General features: G+C 67.9%; 17 protein-coding genes. 8 read left to right on the top strand and 9 right to left on the bottom strand.

Features of this window, described 5'->3' with window-relative positions:
* The first annotated feature begins 44 nt into the window (after positions 1–44).
* Entirely contained in the window at positions 45–1,577 is a 1,533-nt protein-coding gene (locus tag MVA01S_RS05125) for an alpha/beta hydrolase (protein WP_204249567.1), read from the top strand.
* Here the strand turns inward: MVA01S_RS05125 and MVA01S_RS32290 are convergent.
* Together MVA01S_RS32290 and MVA01S_RS05120 are read right to left on the bottom strand one after the other, a co-directional pair.
* A complete protein-coding gene (locus MVA01S_RS32290) occupies positions 1,526–1,798 on the bottom strand; it encodes an SGNH/GDSL hydrolase family protein (RefSeq protein WP_306307745.1) in 273 nt (90 codons plus the stop codon). The genes MVA01S_RS05125 and MVA01S_RS32290 overlap by 52 nt on opposite strands.
* A complete protein-coding gene (locus MVA01S_RS05120) occupies positions 1,771–2,739 on the bottom strand; it encodes an SGNH/GDSL hydrolase family protein (RefSeq protein WP_306307744.1) in 969 nt (322 codons plus the stop codon). The genes MVA01S_RS32290 and MVA01S_RS05120 overlap by 28 nt, the downstream gene beginning before the upstream one ends.
* Before the next feature lie 275 nt (positions 2,740–3,014).
* Here MVA01S_RS05120 and MVA01S_RS05115 point away from each other — a divergent pair, with 275 nt between their 5' ends.
* Both MVA01S_RS05115 and MVA01S_RS05110 read left to right on the top strand, forming a co-directional pair.
* Positions 3,015–3,932, top strand: coding sequence for an NADP-dependent oxidoreductase (locus MVA01S_RS05115; RefSeq protein ID WP_060941548.1), 918 nt, complete (start codon positions 3,015–3,017; stop codon positions 3,930–3,932).
* A gap of 115 nt (positions 3,933–4,047) precedes the next feature.
* A complete protein-coding gene (locus MVA01S_RS05110) occupies positions 4,048–4,719 on the top strand; it encodes a GntR family transcriptional regulator (protein WP_003933010.1) in 672 nt (223 codons plus the stop codon).
* A gap of 14 nt (positions 4,720–4,733) precedes the next feature.
* Here MVA01S_RS05110 and MVA01S_RS05105 read toward each other — a convergent pair whose 3' ends face one another.
* The 3 genes from MVA01S_RS05105 to MVA01S_RS05095 are packed head-to-tail and all read right to left on the bottom strand — an operon-like array spanning position 4,734 to position 7,509.
* A complete protein-coding gene (locus MVA01S_RS05105; RefSeq protein ID WP_040542902.1) occupies positions 4,734–5,663 on the bottom strand; it encodes a DUF5996 family protein in 930 nt (309 codons plus the stop codon).
* Position 5,664: 1 nt separating this feature from the next.
* Positions 5,665–6,861, bottom strand: a complete 1,197-nt coding sequence (locus tag MVA01S_RS05100; RefSeq protein WP_003933012.1) for an amino acid ABC transporter substrate-binding protein — start codon at positions 6,859–6,861, stop codon at positions 5,665–5,667.
* Positions 6,862–7,509, bottom strand: a complete 648-nt coding sequence (locus MVA01S_RS05095) for a hydrolase (RefSeq protein ID WP_003933013.1) — start codon at positions 7,507–7,509, stop codon at positions 6,862–6,864.
* Positions 7,510–7,749: 240 nt separating this feature from the next.
* On the opposite strand from MVA01S_RS05095, the gene MVA01S_RS05090 reads away from it, so the two are divergent.
* From MVA01S_RS05090 to MVA01S_RS05070, 5 genes are read left to right on the top strand one after another with little or no spacing between them, the layout of a single operon-like run.
* Positions 7,750–8,637 (top strand): fumarylacetoacetate hydrolase family protein, encoded by an 888-nt coding sequence (locus MVA01S_RS05090; protein ID WP_003933014.1) that lies wholly within the window; start codon positions 7,750–7,752, stop codon positions 8,635–8,637.
* Complete coding sequence (locus MVA01S_RS05085) at positions 8,634–9,743, top strand: zinc-binding dehydrogenase (RefSeq protein ID WP_204249568.1); 1,110 nt, start codon at positions 8,634–8,636, stop codon at positions 9,741–9,743. The genes MVA01S_RS05090 and MVA01S_RS05085 overlap by 4 nt, the downstream gene beginning before the upstream one ends.
* Before the next feature lie 27 nt (positions 9,744–9,770).
* Positions 9,771–10,700 (top strand): VOC family protein, encoded by a 930-nt coding sequence (locus tag MVA01S_RS05080; RefSeq protein ID WP_003933016.1) that lies wholly within the window; start codon positions 9,771–9,773, stop codon positions 10,698–10,700.
* The gene (locus MVA01S_RS05075; RefSeq protein ID WP_003933017.1) at positions 10,697–11,107 is read left to right on the top strand and encodes an N-acetyltransferase; all 411 of its coding nucleotides are present in this window, start codon (positions 10,697–10,699) and stop codon (positions 11,105–11,107) included. Before MVA01S_RS05080 ends, MVA01S_RS05075 begins: the two co-directional genes overlap by 4 nt.
* Positions 11,088–12,326 (top strand): glutaminase, encoded by a 1,239-nt coding sequence (locus MVA01S_RS05070; RefSeq protein ID WP_003933018.1) that lies wholly within the window; start codon positions 11,088–11,090, stop codon positions 12,324–12,326. Before MVA01S_RS05075 ends, MVA01S_RS05070 begins: the two co-directional genes overlap by 20 nt.
* Here the strand turns inward: MVA01S_RS05070 and MVA01S_RS05065 are convergent.
* Genes MVA01S_RS05065 through MVA01S_RS05050 form a run of 4 tightly spaced genes read right to left on the bottom strand, consistent with a single transcriptional unit; the run spans position 12,307 to position 16,630 of the window.
* Complete coding sequence (locus tag MVA01S_RS05065; protein WP_003933019.1) at positions 12,307–14,040, bottom strand: aminotransferase class V-fold PLP-dependent enzyme; 1,734 nt, start codon at positions 14,038–14,040, stop codon at positions 12,307–12,309. The two genes, MVA01S_RS05070 and MVA01S_RS05065, sit on opposite strands and share 20 nt — an antisense overlap.
* Complete coding sequence (locus MVA01S_RS05060; protein WP_003933020.1) at positions 14,037–14,804, bottom strand: amino acid ABC transporter ATP-binding protein; 768 nt, start codon at positions 14,802–14,804, stop codon at positions 14,037–14,039. The genes MVA01S_RS05065 and MVA01S_RS05060 overlap by 4 nt, the downstream gene beginning before the upstream one ends.
* Positions 14,797–15,687, bottom strand: a complete 891-nt coding sequence (locus MVA01S_RS05055) for an amino acid ABC transporter permease (protein WP_003933021.1) — start codon at positions 15,685–15,687, stop codon at positions 14,797–14,799. Before MVA01S_RS05055 ends, MVA01S_RS05060 begins: the two co-directional genes overlap by 8 nt.
* Complete coding sequence (locus tag MVA01S_RS05050) at positions 15,677–16,630, bottom strand: ABC transporter substrate-binding protein (protein ID WP_051015379.1); 954 nt, start codon at positions 16,628–16,630, stop codon at positions 15,677–15,679. The genes MVA01S_RS05055 and MVA01S_RS05050 overlap by 11 nt, the downstream gene beginning before the upstream one ends.
* Between the last annotated feature and the right edge of the window lie 40 nt (positions 16,631–16,670).

Here is a 16,670-nt window from a genome sequence, read left to right as displayed (position 1 = left end):
TGGCGTCACTGGCGGCGCGGCAGGCCCACTCCCATCCTGGGAACGTGAACACTTCCCGCCTGTTGCTGCTGATGCTCACGGCCACGCTGACCGCCTGCGGCACAGGCACTTCCACGACGTCGACGCCCTCCGGTCTCGGACGGTTCCACAGCCAGCAGATCGCGTGGGAACCGTGCGGCGGTTACGCCACCACCTCCATCGAGACTGCGGTCTTCGACCGGGCGACGACGGCACAGTGCGGCTATCTCGAGGTTCCGCTCGATTACCGGGAGCCCCACGGCGACACCGTGCGCCTCGCCGTGATGCGGGTGCCCGCCGTCGGTGAGGCCGTCGGTTCGCTGGTGATCAATCCGGGTGGGCCCGGCGGGTCGGGCTTGTTCGCCGCCGCCGCGACGGCGCTGTCGTTGCCGGGAAGCCGGGTCACCGACCGGTTCGATCTCGTCGGTTTCGACACGCGCGGTGTCGGCGCCTCGGAGCCGGCGGTCGACTGCTTCACCGATGCCGAGGCCGACCGGGGTGACATCGTGCTGACCACCCAGGGCACGACCGTGCAGTGGACAGCGGAGGACACCAGGCACGTCTTCGAACGGTGCGCGCAAGGTTCGGGCGGCGCTGACGTCCTCGCCGGCCTGGGCACCCGCAACACCGCGCGCGACATGGACGTGCTGCGGGCGGTGCTCGGTGACGAGCGGTTGACGTTCCTGGGCCAGAGTTACGGGACGCGACTGGGCGCGGTCTACGCCGAGCAGTTCCCCCGTAACGTCCGCGCGATGGTGCTCGACGGGGCCATCGACCCCAGCCAGCGGACCTTCGAGCGCCGCGTGGGCGCCTTCTCCGGGTTCCAGCGTTCCTTCGAGCAGATGGCCGCGTTCTGCGCCACCCGGCCCGGCTGCCCGCTGGGCACCGACCCGGCCGCGGCCACCGACAGGTTCCACGAGATCGTGCGTCCGCTCTACGCCGCGGCGATACCGGCGCTGGACTCCGAGCTCGACTTCGACGGCGCCGTCGGCGGGGTGATCTCCGGGCTGTACTCCGAGGCGGCCTGGCCCCGCGTCATCGCCGGGATCGCGCAGGTGCAGCAGCAGGGACGCGGTGACGAACTGCGGCAACTCGGTTACGACTTCGCGCTGCGCGACGCCGAGGGCAACTGGACCAATTTCACCGAGGCGCTCTACGCCACCAACTGCATGGACGAGGAGCGGCTCAGCGAGCGTGACGGGAACACGTTGCGCGCCCGCATCTTCGAAGCGGCACCGTTCATGGATCCCGGGGTCGTCCTGACCGGCGCCCGCGACGGGTGCGAGCACTGGCCGGCCGAACCGACGCTCGGCTTCCCCTATGCCACCGATATCGACGGCCTTCCCCCGACGCTCGTGGTGTCGATCACGGGCGACCCGACCACCCCGCATGCCGGGGGCATCCGGCTGGCACAGACTTTGGGCAGTGCGCTGCTCACGGTGGAAGGTGAGGGACACACCATCGTGACGGCCGGAACGAACCAGTGCGTCAACGACATCGCCGCCGATTACCTGGTCGATCTGGTGTTGCCGGACGAGGGCGCGACCTGCCGGCTGTGAGCGGTGAGCGCGACGAATCGCTGCGCGATGAGGCGGTGAGTGGCGGCATCGGGGTGCAGGTTGTCGGGCAGCGGATGCGTCGCCTCGTCGCCCGGTCCGTACAGGTCGAGACCGTCGACGTAGGACAGGTGCGGATCGTCGGCCTGTCGCTTTCCCACGATCTCGGCGAGCTGCTCACGGATGCCGCGCAGGGTCAGACGACGCAGTCCCGCGTTCGGCACGACGGCATCGCCGGGTCCCCCACCGCGACGAAGCGCACCACGCCCGCCGCCAGTGCTTCGACATCGAAACTCCCCGGTCCCGGGGTGGACTCGTGGATCGGGCAGTGCAGTGGTCCGATGACGATGAGTGGCGTTGTCGGGTGCCCGTCGCGGATGGTGTCGAGGAACCCGTGCACGGCGGGGCCGAACGCGCGCTTGCGCATCAGATCCGAGTTCACCAGGTTGATGCCGATCTTCACGCTGATCAGATCGGCGGGACGATCGCGAATCACCCTGGCCACGAACGGATCCAGCATGGCGCTGCCGGAAAACCCCAGGTTCACCAGATCGAGGTTCCCCGCCGCGGCCGCCAACGCGGGCCAGGTGGTGCTGGGGGTGTCCGCATTGGAGCCCTGACTGATCGAGCTGCCGTGGTGAACCCAGGTGGGCCGGCCGGCCGACACGGGCTCGATCGGTGCGTCGGTGCGCACGCCGACCAGTTCTGTTCGCTCGTAATGCGGCAACCACAGCTCGAGCGTCTTGTCGTGCGACGCCAGCCCGTCGAAGCGCAACGTCGCCGCCCCGCCCGACTCTGTCTCGCTCGCGCCTGTGGACGGATCGATACGCACCAGGTCACCGCCGAACACCGCCGCGTGCCGAACCCGCCGATTGTCGATCAGCAGATCCACGACACCGTCGGCACGTGGCGGCACACCTGTCAGCACCACCCGCGTGCGCAGGAGGTCGAGTTCGATCACGGTCGCGGCGGTGCGCACTGCCAGCCGCACGCCCGAGGGCTGCGCTTGCGCACTCAACAGCTGTGGATCGTCACATTGCGCACGCGCGGCGCGCGGCAGACGGTGCGGAAGCCAGCCGCGGCCGGTGTCCTCGAGTTCCGCGAGTCCGGAGAACAGCTCGGCGGTAAGCGGATGCGACATCAGATCGAGGCTCCGTGAGGTCATCCCGACACGCTACGTATCCCCGATGCTGCGACGCAGCGGCCAAGAATGCCGGAGATAAATATCGATATTAGCCGCGAATATCGTGGAGAGGTGCTAGGTTGGGGAAGCGAGTCGTGACACGCACGGCCATGCCGGGAGGAACGAACGCATGAATGAGGTTCGGCCCCTTCGCTTTCCCACCCACCGAGAAGACTGAGCATGCCGGCCATCACGACAGACACGCTCACCCTGCCCGATTCGGCGTGATCCCCGCACAACACCAGGAAGATGAGTAGATGGCACGGACAGTTCAGTTCTCCGAATACGGCGGTACCGAGGTGCTCCGGGTCGTCGACGAGCCGGCGCCGGACGCCGGGCCGGGACAGGTGCGCATCGCGGTGCGGGCAGCAGGCGTCAACCCGATCGACTCGAAGATCATGCAGGGTTTCATGCAGGAGATGATGCCCCTGGACCTGCCGGCCGGGCTCGGGTCCGATGTGGCCGGGGTCGTCGACCAGGTCGGCACCGGCGTCACCGCGTTCCAGGTGGGCGACGAGGTCATGGGAAGTTCCCTGTCCCCCGCGATTTCCGAGTACGCACTGGCGGATTCGGCCAACCTGATCGCCAAACCCGCCGAGATCGGCTGGGAGGTCGCCGGCAGTGTGGCCGGCGCAGGCGGCACGGCATGGACCGTACTGAACCGTCTCCAGGTCCACGAGGGTGAGACCCTGCTCATCCACGCCGCGGCCGGCGGGGTGGGGACGTTCGCGGTTCAGCTCGCCGTCGCACGAGGCGTCCGGGTGATCGGCACGGCCGGTGAACACAACTTCGACTACCTGAAATCGATTGGCGCCGAGCCGGTGAGCTATGGCGACGGACTGCTCGACCGCGTGCGCGCCATCGCACCGGACGGGGTGGACGCCGTCCTTGACGCCTCCGGCCGCGGCGAGATCCCGGTCTCCATCGAACTTGCCGGCGGCCCGGAGCGGGTGCTGACCCTGGTCGCGTTCGATGCCGCCGAGACCGGGATTCAGATCTTCGCCGGCGGCACCGGCGACGACCGGGGGCCGGCACTGCGAGAGATCGTCTCGCTGATCGCGAAGGGTTCGCTCACCGTCCCCATCTGGCGCGCCTTCCCGCTGGACGAGACCGCTGCCGCGCTGGAGGCCAGCAGTGCCGGGCACCTGCGCGGCAAGATCGTCGTGCTGCCCTGACCGCCGCAAGCTCTTCCGGTCGGACGTCGACACCGGCCGTCTATCGCGTTACTCCACCGTAATCTCGATACACTGGCGCCATCGACCATCATTTGAGGGCAGGAGCTGTCGCCCCATGACGCGGACCACAGAGGTGTACGACACCCTCCTGGCCGAATTGCTCAACGGGCAGCTCGCCCCCGGTCAGAAACTTCTGCTGGTCGCGATCGGTGAACGTCTCGGCGTGAGTCAGTCCGTGGTGCGCGAGGCGCTCACCCGGCTTGCCGCACAGGGCTTCGTCGTCGCGACACCGCAACGCGGGTTCAGGGTGCGGGAATTGTCGGTCGACGACATCGTCTGTCTGACCGAGACGCGGGTCCAGGTGGAGACCGCGGCGCTGCGGCTGGCCATCCAGCGCGGGGACGTGCACTGGGAGGCGGGCATCCTGACCTCGCATCACCTGCTGGATCAGACACCGTTCTTTGCTGAGGACCGGACCGTCAACGAGGAATGGAACGTCCGCCACCGCGAGTTCCACCGCGCTCTGCTGGCCGGATGCAAGAACCCCTGGATGGACCGGGTCACGCAAGCGATGCGTGACAATGCCGAGCTCTACCGGCGGTGGTACCTGGTGCTGGCCGACGGGCATCCGCACGACTTCGCGATCGAACACGACAAGCTCAAAGACCTGGCCCTGGCCCGGGACGTCGACGCCGCGGTCGCACTGCTGACCGAACACATCGAGAGGGCGCCTCGCGAGCTCATCGCGTACGCGACCGAACACGGCGTCGAGGGCTTCCAGGGCTGACGCGGTCGGCGACCTCAACCGGCGCGGCGGCCGGGGTCGACCTCCAGCGCCTCACGGTCCCATCCCGCCAGCTCCGCGGCCGCACCGTAGGTGAACTCAAGGAAGTCCAGCACACACTGATCCGGATCCTCTGCCGCCCGGGCTGTTTCGTACGGAAGAAGGTACTGGCGCAACTCCTGGTGGTAGAAGACACCCTCGGGACGGCCGGCGAAGTCGGCGTAGCCTTCCGGTTCGGGGTACGCGTAGGAGTAGAACGCCCCTTCGTCCCCACCTCCCGGCCAGAACCCGCAACTGCTCAGCTCGTGGGAATAGCCCTCGACCATCACCCAGTCGGCACAGTTCGGTGCGCCTCCGGGATGGCGGGGCGCGGGCCGGCCGGAGAACCGACTGCAGGCCAGATCGAAGGATCCCCAGAAGAAGTGCACCGGACTGACTTTGCCGGCGAACCGGGAACGGAACTGCCCGATCACCCGGTCGGCCTGCACGAGTTGCTGCCAGAACGCGTGGGCTGCGGCGGGATCGTAGCCGACGTGCTCGTCCTCGGCGAACGGAATCGCAGGATCAACCTCATTGGGCCGCTTGGTGATTCGCGTCGCGACGCCCAGGCGGTCGAGCAAAGCCAACGTCTCGTCGTGGAACTGCGCCACGGATCGGTCGCGTAGGTCCACACGGTCGGAGCCGCCGTCGCTCACCCGCACCGACAGTGTGTGGTCCAGGAAGTCGAACTCCATGTCGAAAAGCCGGGTGCCCACCGGGATGGCCGACGTGGTCAACCCTCGCGGCGAGACGTACAGCGGTACCTGCCACCAGTGGTTCAGCAGCGGCGCATGCGCCAGCCGCACCTTGCCCACGATCTGGGTCCACATGTGCAACGATCTGCGCGTCGACTCCCACTCGTCAACGCGCAGGGACGGCCATCCGCCGCCCGGTGTGGAAAGGGTCATGTCAGCCTTTCGATGGGACGGCTTCAGCGTAAGGGAAGTCGAGGTCGCCGGAACTGACATTGCGCGGCGCCACCACCACCTGCCGGGAGCCGTCACGGAACTGGGCGGCGTCGTGGCCGGAGATGCCCCGGAACTGGACCTGCAGGACCCTCGGCTGCGCCCACTCCCCGTTGGCGCCGAACCTGACGTCGCCCATCACGGTGTGAAAGGTCGCGGCTCGCGCGTACTCGGAGAGAGCGGCGTCGTCGATGCCTCCGGTCGCTTCGACGGCCCGGGCGAGCACCTGCATCTGCGCGTACGCCGGCGGCGCCATGTAGTGCCCCAGGACGTCGACGCCGGCGTCGGTGGCGCGATTCTGGTAGGTGGCGAGCATCTTCTCGACACCGGGGAACGTCATGGCGGGTCCGGGCACCCAGTACTCGTAGTTGACGAACCCGTTGAGCAGCGGCCCCAGCGCGGCGCGCACTTCGGCGTTCTGCGGGCCGATCATCGCGCCCCCGACCATCTTCGGGCGGAACCGGTGGGCGCTGATGGCGCGCACCAGCCGGATCGAGTCGTCGAGGTAGGAGCAGAGGAACAGGACGTCGCAACGGCTGTCCGCGACAGCATCGAGGACGGGCCCGAAATCCTCGGTGTCCAATGGATACGTGGCCTCGTGCACGATCTCGATGCCGTACTTCTGCGCGTTGGCCCTGGCGCCGAGCACGGGGTTACGCGAGAACTCGGCGTCGGCGGACAGCAGCGCTGCGGTGGTCGTCCGCGCCTGCTGTTCGGCGGCGAGGGCGAAGAACCCTTCGGTGAGTGCGGCATTGGGATCGGGTCCGGTGGGGATCATCGCGAAGTAGTTCGGGTAGCCGAGTTCGTTGTTGACCCCCAGTCCCATCAAGCCGACGAAGAAGCGCTGTCGCTCCATGATCACCGGCATCGCCGGAAGCAACGTGTTGGTGCCGTACCCGCCGATGACGAGATCGACGCCGTCGTCGTCGAGCAGACGCCGGTAGAGCCCGGGAACCTGTGAGGCGTCGCCCTGGTCGTCGTAGCAGAGCAGTTCCACGGGGCGGCCCAGCAGCCCGCCGCCGCGGTTGACGTCCGCCAACCAGATGTCATGGGCAAGCCGCGCCGACCGGGCGTTGCCGGCCACCGGGCCGGTCAGCGGCATGCAGTACCCGATACGGATCGGCGCCGAAATGTCGGACACTCAGACGTCCGCGCGGTCGCGGGCAGTGAGAAGCTGCGTCTCCCACGCGTAGGCGATGCCGCTGCCGCCGCCGTGCTCCAGGATGACGTCGGTGAAGCCGGCCGCGGTCTCCTCACGCGCCCAGTCCCGTTGCCACTCCGACAGCACCGCGAGCCAGGTGATCGGGACCGCGCCTGCGGCGACCATGCGTCGCACCGCCATGTCGTGGGATTCGGCGGACACGCCGCCGGAGGCGTCGGTGACGATGAAGACGTCGTAGCCCTCGGCGAGGGCCTGGATCGTCGGCATCGCCAGACACACCTCGGTCCACAGCGCGGCGAGAATGAGCTGCTTGCGGCCGCTCGCCTTGACGATGTCGACGACCTTCTCGTCCTCCCAGGTGTTGATGAAGGTCCGGTCGATCGGCTTCTGGTCGGGGAAGACATCCTGCAGTTGCTTGATCAGGTAGCCGCCGCGCTCCTCGAGCACGGTGGTCAGAATCGTCGGCACGTCAAAGGCTTTCGCCCCCTTCGCCAGTCCCACCACGTTGTTTACGATCACCGCCGGGTCATGGCTGTTGAGGTTGGTGAACTGGTAGGGCTGGTGGTCGATCAGCACGACGATGCTGTCCTGCGGACGCAGTAGGGCGTCGAGACCGGTGTTGGGCATGGGAATTCTCCTTCAGTGATTGCGCGATCAGCCCACACCCGGGACCACGTGAACCGCCACTGCAGTTGTCGTCCAAACCCATTCAGCGGACGGAGCGGCACACCGCGGTTCTCCACAGCCGGTGTCGGTGCGGCCAGCCAAACAGCATTCCGTCGATCTGTCAACGTAATATCGATATTTATTGTTTTATCGTGAATCGCATCGTAAGGTCGAGGGCAACGACGCAGGGAGAACCACCGCATGGCCGACGCCGTCTGGGCACTCGCGCAGTACCGCACCGCACGCGGTGTCGCGACCGGAATCCTCGCCGACGGTGCCCTCCTGGCCGCGCCGCGCACCCTGGCCGACCGCACCGTCATGGAACTGCTTCACGAGTGGGACCACTGGTCCGAAGCCCTGCGCACAATCGATCTGGGCGCCCTGACCCCCGTCGACGGGGATCTGGTGCCGCCGCTGACCTATCCCGGTAAGGTGATCTGCGCAGGCGCGAACTACTACGATCATGCCGACGAGATGGGGGTCGATCGACCGGATGCATCGGCCGATCCGTTCTTCTTCCTCAAGGCGCCGACCACCACGATCATCGGTCCGAGCGCCACGGTCGCGGTTTTCGACGACGCGCGCTCGCAGGTTGATTGGGAAGCGGAGCTGGCCGTGGTGATCGGCAACCGGTGCCGCGACGTCGACATCGCCGACGCGGTCGACGTGATCGCCGGATACGCTGTGGCCAACGACATCTCAGACCGTGGGTCCTTCCACCGAAGCAACGCGGTGGCCGCGCCGTTCGAATGGGACTGGCTCGCCCACAAGAGCCAGGACGGATTCTGCCCGCTCGGCCCAGGCCTGGTTCCCGCCTGGCTCGTCCCCGATCCCCAGTCGCTCAAGATCCGTCTCGACGTCAACGGCCACGTCAAACAAGACTCCACCACCGCGCAGATGGTGGTGTCCGTCAACGGCCTCGTCGCTGCCGCCAGCCGCGTGATGACCCTGGAGCCTGGTGATGTCCTCCTCACCGGAACTCCCGCCGGCGTCGGCATGCCGCGCAATGACTTTCTGCGCCCCGACGACGTGATCACCGTGGAAATCGAAGGCGTCGGGCGCATCTCGAACAAGGTGGTCGCCAAGTGAGGCCCGCGGCAGACACTGCGGTCCCGGGCTGGCCCACGCCGGCGGCGTCGATACCCGCGACGATGCGGGCGGTCACCTTCCACGAATTCGGCGGTCCCGACGTGCTGCGCGTCGACGAAATACCCACCCCCAGGCCAGGTCCCGGTGAGGTTCTGCTCCGTGTCGCCGCCGTGAGCGTCGGGCGGCTTCTCGACGTCGTGGCGCGGTCCGGCCGCCACCCGTATGCGAAGTACACGTTCCCGCACGTGCTGGGCGCCGAACATGTGGGTGTGGTCGCGGCGGTGGGAGACACCGTGACCGGGGTGGCACCCGGCGACCGGGTGGCGACGTTTCCGCTCGTCACCGACCCCGCCTGCCCGTTCGTCGCCGCGGGCCACCCCGAGTTGTCGCCGACCGGCCGGATCATCGGCACCCACCTGCCCGGCGCCTACTGCGACTACATCGCGGTACCCGCCACCAATGTGTCGGCCGTGCCCGATGACATCAGCCCAGCCGACGCGGTCGCGCTTGCACTTGCCGGCGCGGTGGCGATGAACCAGTTCACCAGGGCGGGACTCGAACCCGGGCACCGGGTGATCGTCCAGGGAGCCTCCTCGGCGCTGGGATCCACCACCGCACTGCTGGCGCGCCATCTCGGCGCACGGGTGATCGTCACCTCACGCAGTGAACACAAGCGCGCCAGGCTGCGGGCACTCGGTTTCGACACCGTTCTCGAGGGGGCCTCCCCGACCTTCGCCGCCGACGCCCGCGCCGCATTCGACGGCCACGGCGCCGACCTCGTCATCGACAACCTCGGCGACCCGCGCGTGTGGGCCAACGGAATGGACGCCCTCGCCATCGGCGGCGCCATGGTGTCCTCGGGCGCGTTCATCGGCCGGACCGTCCCCGTGGACCTGCAGCGGCTCTACACGCTCGGGCAGCGGGTCATCGGTGTCCGCACCGGCAACCTGGCCGCGGCCGACCGGGTGTGGAAGGAGGCCGCCGCAGGTTTCCGCAGCGTCGTTGACCGCACCTTCGCGATGTCGGAGGCCTCCCGCGCGCACGAGTACGTCGAATCCGACGCCGGGGTTGGTCGTGTCGCGCTGCTCACCGAACCCCCGTCATGACCCTGCCGTGGCGAGAAAGGCACCGAAATGAGCGCTGAAACACCGCCCGCGAACTCCGCGGCCGAACCCGCAGCTCCGGTGTCCAAACTCGGCTACGTCACGTTCGACACGCCCGACGTGCAGCGGATGACGTGGTACTACACCGAGGTCCTCGACTTCGAAGTCGTCGAACAGGCCGACGACTACGCGTATCTGACCACCGGCGCCGATCACCACTGCGTCATCCTCCGCAAGGCCGAACAGGCCCGCGCGCGGTCGGCGGTCGGCTACGAGGTGTGGGGTTCGGTCGCCGACGCCCACCGCCGGCTGCACGACGCCGGCTACCAGACCGAGCGCCGATCCGACGTCGCGCCGGGAACTCCGGATGTGGTCGTCATGAGTGAACCCTCCACCGGCGCCGAACTACATCTGTTCGAGAGCCAGTCACCCAGCGGTGTCGACGGACGGTCGATCCTGCGTCCGGCCAAGCTCGGTCACGTCGCCGCGTTCACTGCCGAACTCGAACAACTGCAGAGCTTCTATCAGGACCTGCTGGGCTTCAGATGGTCGGACACCATCGGCGACTTCTTCGTTTTCCTGCGGTGCAACGCCGACCACCACGCCGCCAACTTCCTGCGCAGCACCGCCAGGACGGGCATGCACCACATCGCCTACGAGATGCGCGATCCCAATCATCTGATCGCCATGGTCGACCATCTGGCGAAGAACGACTTCCGGTTGCACTGGGGGCCGGGCCGTCACGGTCCGGGCCACAATCTGTTCACCTACCACCGGGACCCCGACGGCAACACCGTCGAACTGTTCACCCAACTCGACGTCATCCACGACGAGTCCAAGGGTTACTTCGAGCCCCGTCCCTGGCACGAGCAGTATCCGCAGTATCCGCGCACCTGGGAAGTCGACATCGCCACGATCAACATGTGGGGCCCGATCAACGAAGAGGAGTTGAAGCGATGACCCGACAATCGACCGACAGCACCGGTGCACAGGTGACGGTGGACCTCGACGAATCACCACCGGTCAGCGCTTACGTCCTACGCCTGGCCGACGGAACACGGCCCGGCCGTGCTGAATTCGTCGATCCCCCCGACACGGCCGGTGAGCGCATCTTCTTCCACACCGAGGTCGACGAGGAGTTCAGCGGGCGGGGTCTGGCGGGTCTGCTGCTGCGCGCGGCGCTGGCCGACAGCATCGGCAAGAACCTCACCGTCGTCCCGGTGTGCCCGCTGTTCGCCCGCCACCTGAAGAGGCACGGCGGTGAGTTCCTCGCCGACGGCGGCCGATTCCGCCGGCCGACGAAAGCCGACCTCGCCCTCGTCAGCCGCACTGTGCGTGAGGAGGGGCATGCGGTCACCGATTCCTGACTACCTGACCGAAACACTCGGCGACATCGCGTCGGACACCTCGGGGGCACCGGCGGACTACATTCCCGAACTGGCGACGGCGGACCCCGAGCGGCTCGGCGCCGCCTTCGCGATGGTCGACGGAGCGGTCTACGGCGCCGGAGACGTCAATATCGAGTTCACGATCCAATCGATCTCCAAGCCGTTCGCCTACGCACTGGCGCTCGCCGATCGCGGCTTCGACCCGGTGCTGGCCAAGGTCGGCGTCGAACCGTCCGGTGAGGCCTTCAACGAGATCTCGCTCGAAGGCGGCTCCGGGCGTCCGCTCAACCCGATGATCAACGCAGGCGCCATCACCACGCACTCACTCGCCGGGCCCGTGGGGCTGGACGCGGCGGAACGGTTGCAGCGTGTGGTGGACGGCCTTTCGGCGTTCGCCGGCCGCCGCCTGACAGTCGATGAATCGGTGTGCGCCTCGGAGATGGAGCACGCCCACCGCAACCTGGCCATCGCCCACATGCTCCGCAGCTACGGCGTGCTCACCGAGGACCCCGCCACCGTCGTCGAGGGCTACACCCGCCAGTGCTCCCTGCTCGTCACGACGCTCGACCTGGCGGTGATGGCCGCGACGCTGGCGAACCACGGAGTCAATCCGCTCTCCGGTGAACGCGTGGTGCCCGAGCCCGTGGTGCGCCAGGTGCTCAGTGTGATGTCCACCTGCGGAATGTATGACGCCGCCGGCGACTGGGCGACCCAGGTCGGTATCCCGGCCAAGAGCGGTGTGGCCGGGGGTCTGATCGGCGCGCTTCCCGGACAGCTCGGGATCGCCACGTTCTCACCACGTTTGGACGCCCACGGGAACAGCGTCCGCGGAGTGGGCCTGTTCGGCCGGTTCTCGTCCGACATGGGTCTGCACGTGATGGAGGTTCCGGCCGCCGGCCGCGCGGTCGTGCGGTCCAATCACGTCGCCGGTGCGGGACCCGACGCGGTCCGGGTCATCGAACTGCAGGGCGGGATTCGCTTCGCCGGCGCCGAGCGGGTGGTGCGCGAGGTCACCGACACCGCGCCCACAGAGAACCGGGTGGCACTGGATCTCACGATGGTGTACTCGATCGACGACGTCGGCCGTCGGATGCTGCTGGAGATCGTCCGCCGGCTCACCCTCGACGGTCACCAGGTCGCCCTGATCGACCCCGAGGGCATCCTGCCCGTCCCCGAGGTCAGCCCCGAATCTCGTTGAGGTAGTTGTAGATCGTGTACCGGGTCACGTCGAGTCGGCCGGCGACGTGGTCGACCGAATCCCGGATCAGGAAGAACCCCGCCTCGTCGAGTTCACGGACCACGGCGGCCTTCTGCTGCTTCTTCATCTCGGACGGCTGCACACCGACCTTCGCGATCGCCCGGTCCACCAGGAATCGCTGCAGGCTGTCGACGTCCGGCGGGAAGCTCTCGTCGCGGCGTCGGACGTCCTCCGAAATCGCCTCCGATAGCTCGCTGTTCACGCACAGGCAACCGATGGCGACCCCGTCGGCGTCGCGCAGGAACAGGGTCGACGAACGGATGGGGCGCCCGTCGGGGTTGTTCGTCCGGTAGTTGATGAGGTCCTGGGTGGTCCCCCGCCGGATCAGGCCGAGTAAGAGGTCGGTCATCGGTCCGCCGACGGTGCGGTGGGTCAGATCGCCGGCGATCGCGGCGATCGAGTCGGGCAACCGCGAGAAGTCGTGCAGCAGCACCTCGTTGCCAGGGCCCAGCATCGCGGCCAATCCGTGCACGGCCGGGATCAACGACGCCAGCACGTCATGGGTGGCGGCGCCCGTCGCGGCCGGGGCCGGCCTCGAATCCGCCCTGCCCGGGGCGGCCAGTGACCTCAGCGCCGCCCGGAGCCGTTCGGCGACGTCCGGGGACGTCGACGCGTGCGGGGAGAGCCGGATGTGGTCGGGCCGCACGGTGGCCGCGATTCCGGCGGCACTCAGCGCGGTCCCCGTCTGCTCGGCCGGACAGTCGGGCAGCGCGAACGCGAGAATCCCGGCACGCCGGCCACGTTCGGAGACGATCCGCGCCCCGCACGAGAGCAGGACCTCTTCCAGTGCGTCGACGCGCTCTGCGATGGTGGCGGCGATCGCGCCGACACCGGTGTCCTCCACCAACTCCAGGGCCGCGGCGAACGCCCCGGAGGTCACCGGGCTCAGATTCGAGATCGACCAGGCTGCCGCGGTCCGGTCGGGCGGATGGATCGTGTTGTCGAACAGGCCGGGATCACGGGCACCGGTCCAGCCCGAGAGCACCGGATCCATCCGCTCCAGCGCCCGGTCGGACAGCATCGCGAACCCGGTGCCCCACCCCGCCCGCAGCCACTTCTGCCCGCCGACGACCAGGATGTCGGCGATCTCCCAGGGCTCCTCGACCACCCCGAAACCCTGGATGCCGTCGACGACCAGCAGCCGGTCTCCGACCACGTCGCGCAGCGCGGCCAGGTCGGCCCGGTAGCCGGTGCGGAAATCGACCGCACTGACCGACACCACGGTCACGTCCTCGCTCAACGCGGCGGCCACCCGGTCCGCGGTGACGTGGCCTTCCGGCAGCGCCCGCACGGTCAGCCGGCCCGCCTGTTCGGCGCGGGCCCACGGGTAGGTGTTGGCGGGGAACTCCGCGGCCGAGACCAGCGCGGTGCCGCCCGGGGCGTTGAACGCCGCCTGCATCAGCCCGAGACTGGTGTGCGGCTGCAACACGATGTGGTCGATGTCGCTGCGGCACAACCGGGCTGCGACCGCCTTGGCGCGGGTCTCTTCGCGCATGAGTTCGTCCACGGTGGAGGGACCGGCCTGGGTGGCCTTCTCCAGCAGCCGGGCGGTGGTGTCCAGCACGGCATGCGACGGCGGGCCGAAGCGGGCGAAGTCCAGATAGCCCTCCGGCTCGGAGAACTGCAGCCGGTAACGCGGGGAAAGAGGCTTCACGCAAGCACCCGGGCCAGGAACTGTCGCGTGCGCTCATGCTCGGGATCCTTCAGAACGCGCTCCGGGGGCCCGGTTTCGACCACCGAACCGTCGGCCATGAAGACGATCTCGTCGGCGGCCTCGGCGGCGAACCCGATCTCGTGGGTCACCACGACCATGGTCATTCCTTCGTCGACCAAGGTGTTCATCACCGCGAGCACCTCGCCGACGAGCTCCGGGTCCAACGCCGAGGTGGGCTCGTCGAACAGCATCAGTTTGGGTTTCATGGCCAGCGAGCGCGCGATCGCGACGCGTTGTTGCTGACCACCGGACAGCTGCGCCGGATAGGCGTCGGCGCGTGGGGCCAGGCCGACCCGGTCGAGCAGTTCGAGGCCGTCCTTGCGCGCGGTGTCCGGCGGAACGCCGAGAACGCGGATGGGGCCCTCGATGACGTTCTCCAGCGCGGTGCGGTGGCCGAAGAGGTTGAATCGCTGGAATACCATGCCGATGTCGCGTCGCTGCCTGGCGACGTCGCGTTCGCGAAGCTCGTAGAGCTTGCCGTTGCGCAACTCGAAGCCGATCGGCTTCCCGTCGACCCAGACCTGACCGGCGTCGATGGTCTCCAGGTGGTTGAGGCAGCGCAGGAACGTGCTCTTGCCCGCCCCCGACGGACCGAGCAGACACACCACCTGGCCGCGGTGCACCTGCAGATCGATTCCCTTCAGTACCTCGGTGTGTCCGTAGCTCTTCCGGACGCCGAGGGCCTGCAGCAGCGGTTCAGACACGGGCGCTCCTCATCAGCGGGATGGCGCGCAGCGCCCGGCCCGCCTGCGCGGCGGCACTGCGCTCACTTCCCCCGAACGTGCGCTCCAGATAGTGCTGGCCGACACTGGCGATCGTCACCACCACCATGTACCAGACCGCGGCGGCGAAAAGCGTCTCCATCACCAGCAGGTTGTGCGAGGAGATGTTGTTGGCCGCGTGCAGCAGCTCGGTCACCCCGATCACCGACGCGATCGACGTGCCCTTGAGCATGTCGACGAAGTCGTTGCCGGTCGGCGGGATGATCACCCGCATCGCCTGGGGCAGCACCACTCTGCGCAACGTCATCGCCGGGCCCATGCCGATGGACTTCGCGGCCTCGACCTGCCCGGAGTCCACACTGTTCAAACCGGCGCGCACGATCTCGGCCATGTAGGCGCTCTCGTTGAGCGCCAGCCCGAGCAGTGCCGCGGTGAACGCACTCACCAGCACGTTGGTCGGTTCGTCGACGAGGTATCCGCCGAACGGCAGCGGAATCGAGATCTGCGGGATCACCAGCGCCAGGTTGTACCAGATCAGGATCTGCAGCAGCACCGGCAGACCGCGGAACAACCAGATGTAGCCGCCGGCGAACCATCGGGAGACCGGGTTGGCACTGCGCCGCATCAGCGCGATCACGATGCCCAGGACGATGGCCACCGCCTGCGCGATGACTGCGAGCAGCACCGTGTTGACCAGGCCGACGAGCATCACCCGGTAGACGACGAAGTCCGGCACGGACGCCCAGTCGATCTGTGCGCGCGTCAGCGTGACGAGGACCAGCGCGAGCAGGCCGACGATGATGCCCGCGCTGAGCCACCGTCCCCAGTGCCGGAGCCGGACGATGGGCAGCGGCTCAACCGCCATTGATCGCCGTCTGGGTCAGCGCGCCCTGCTCGACACCCCAGCTCTGCAGGATCTTCAGATAGGTACCGTCCTCGATCAGCGAACTCAGTGCCTGGTTGACCGAATCACGCAGTGCGGTGTTGGTTTTCGCGAACCCGATGCCGTACGGACCGCCCTCGATCGGCGGCCCGGGAACCACGTCGAACGCGTTTCCGTCGTTGGCGGTCCTGGAGATGTAGACCGCACTGGGCAGGTCGTTGAGAATCGCCGCGACCCGGCCTGTGCGGAGCTGGTTCTGGTTCTGCGTGTCGCTGTCGGTCGCCGTGACGTTGATCGCGGGCTCGCCGGCCTGCACGCATTTCTCGCTCTGGGCGGTGGCGAACTTCTGGTGGCTGGTGCCCTGCACGACGGCGATGTTCTTGCCGCACAGTGTGTCCGGACCGGTGATGCCCTCCGGATTGCCCTTCTGCACCATGATCGTGATGCCCGAGGAGAAGTAGTCGACGAAGTCGATCTGCTGCTGACGCTCTTTGGTGTCGTTCATCGCGGCCATCGTCATGTCGATGCGGCCGGACTGCAGGCTGGTGATCAGCGAGCCGAATGCCATGTCCTGGTAGGCCATCTCCACGCCGAGCTTGGACCCGATGGCCTTGGCGAGATCGACCTCGTAACCGATCGGGGTGGTGCCGTCGCCGGCGTAGAAGTTGTTCGGCGCCGACTGGATGTTCGAGCCGAGGTTCACCGTCTTCGACTCGGCGATCGCCGGCGGGAGCGCCGCCGACAGTTCGGGGTCGGGTTGGATCTCGGCGATCAGTGCCGCGTTGTCCGGGATCGCCGCCTGCCCTTCGGTCGCCTCGGGTTGCCCGGCGCCGGTCTGGGATCCCCCGCACGCGGTGAGCCCGACGGCGAGGACCCCCGAGAGCAGCACGGTGAGTCGAAGACGACGTGTTGACGGTGATCTCATTTGGCCTCCAGGTGTGATGCCCGCAAAACTACAACAAAAA

Source organism: Mycolicibacterium vaccae NBRC 14118 = CIP 105934, assembly GCF_001552715.1.
Lineage (GTDB): Bacteria > Actinomycetota > Actinomycetes > Mycobacteriales > Mycobacteriaceae > Mycobacterium > Mycobacterium vaccae.
Note: the sequence above shows the minus strand (reverse complement) of the source record. Positions and strands in the feature narration are given on the sequence as shown.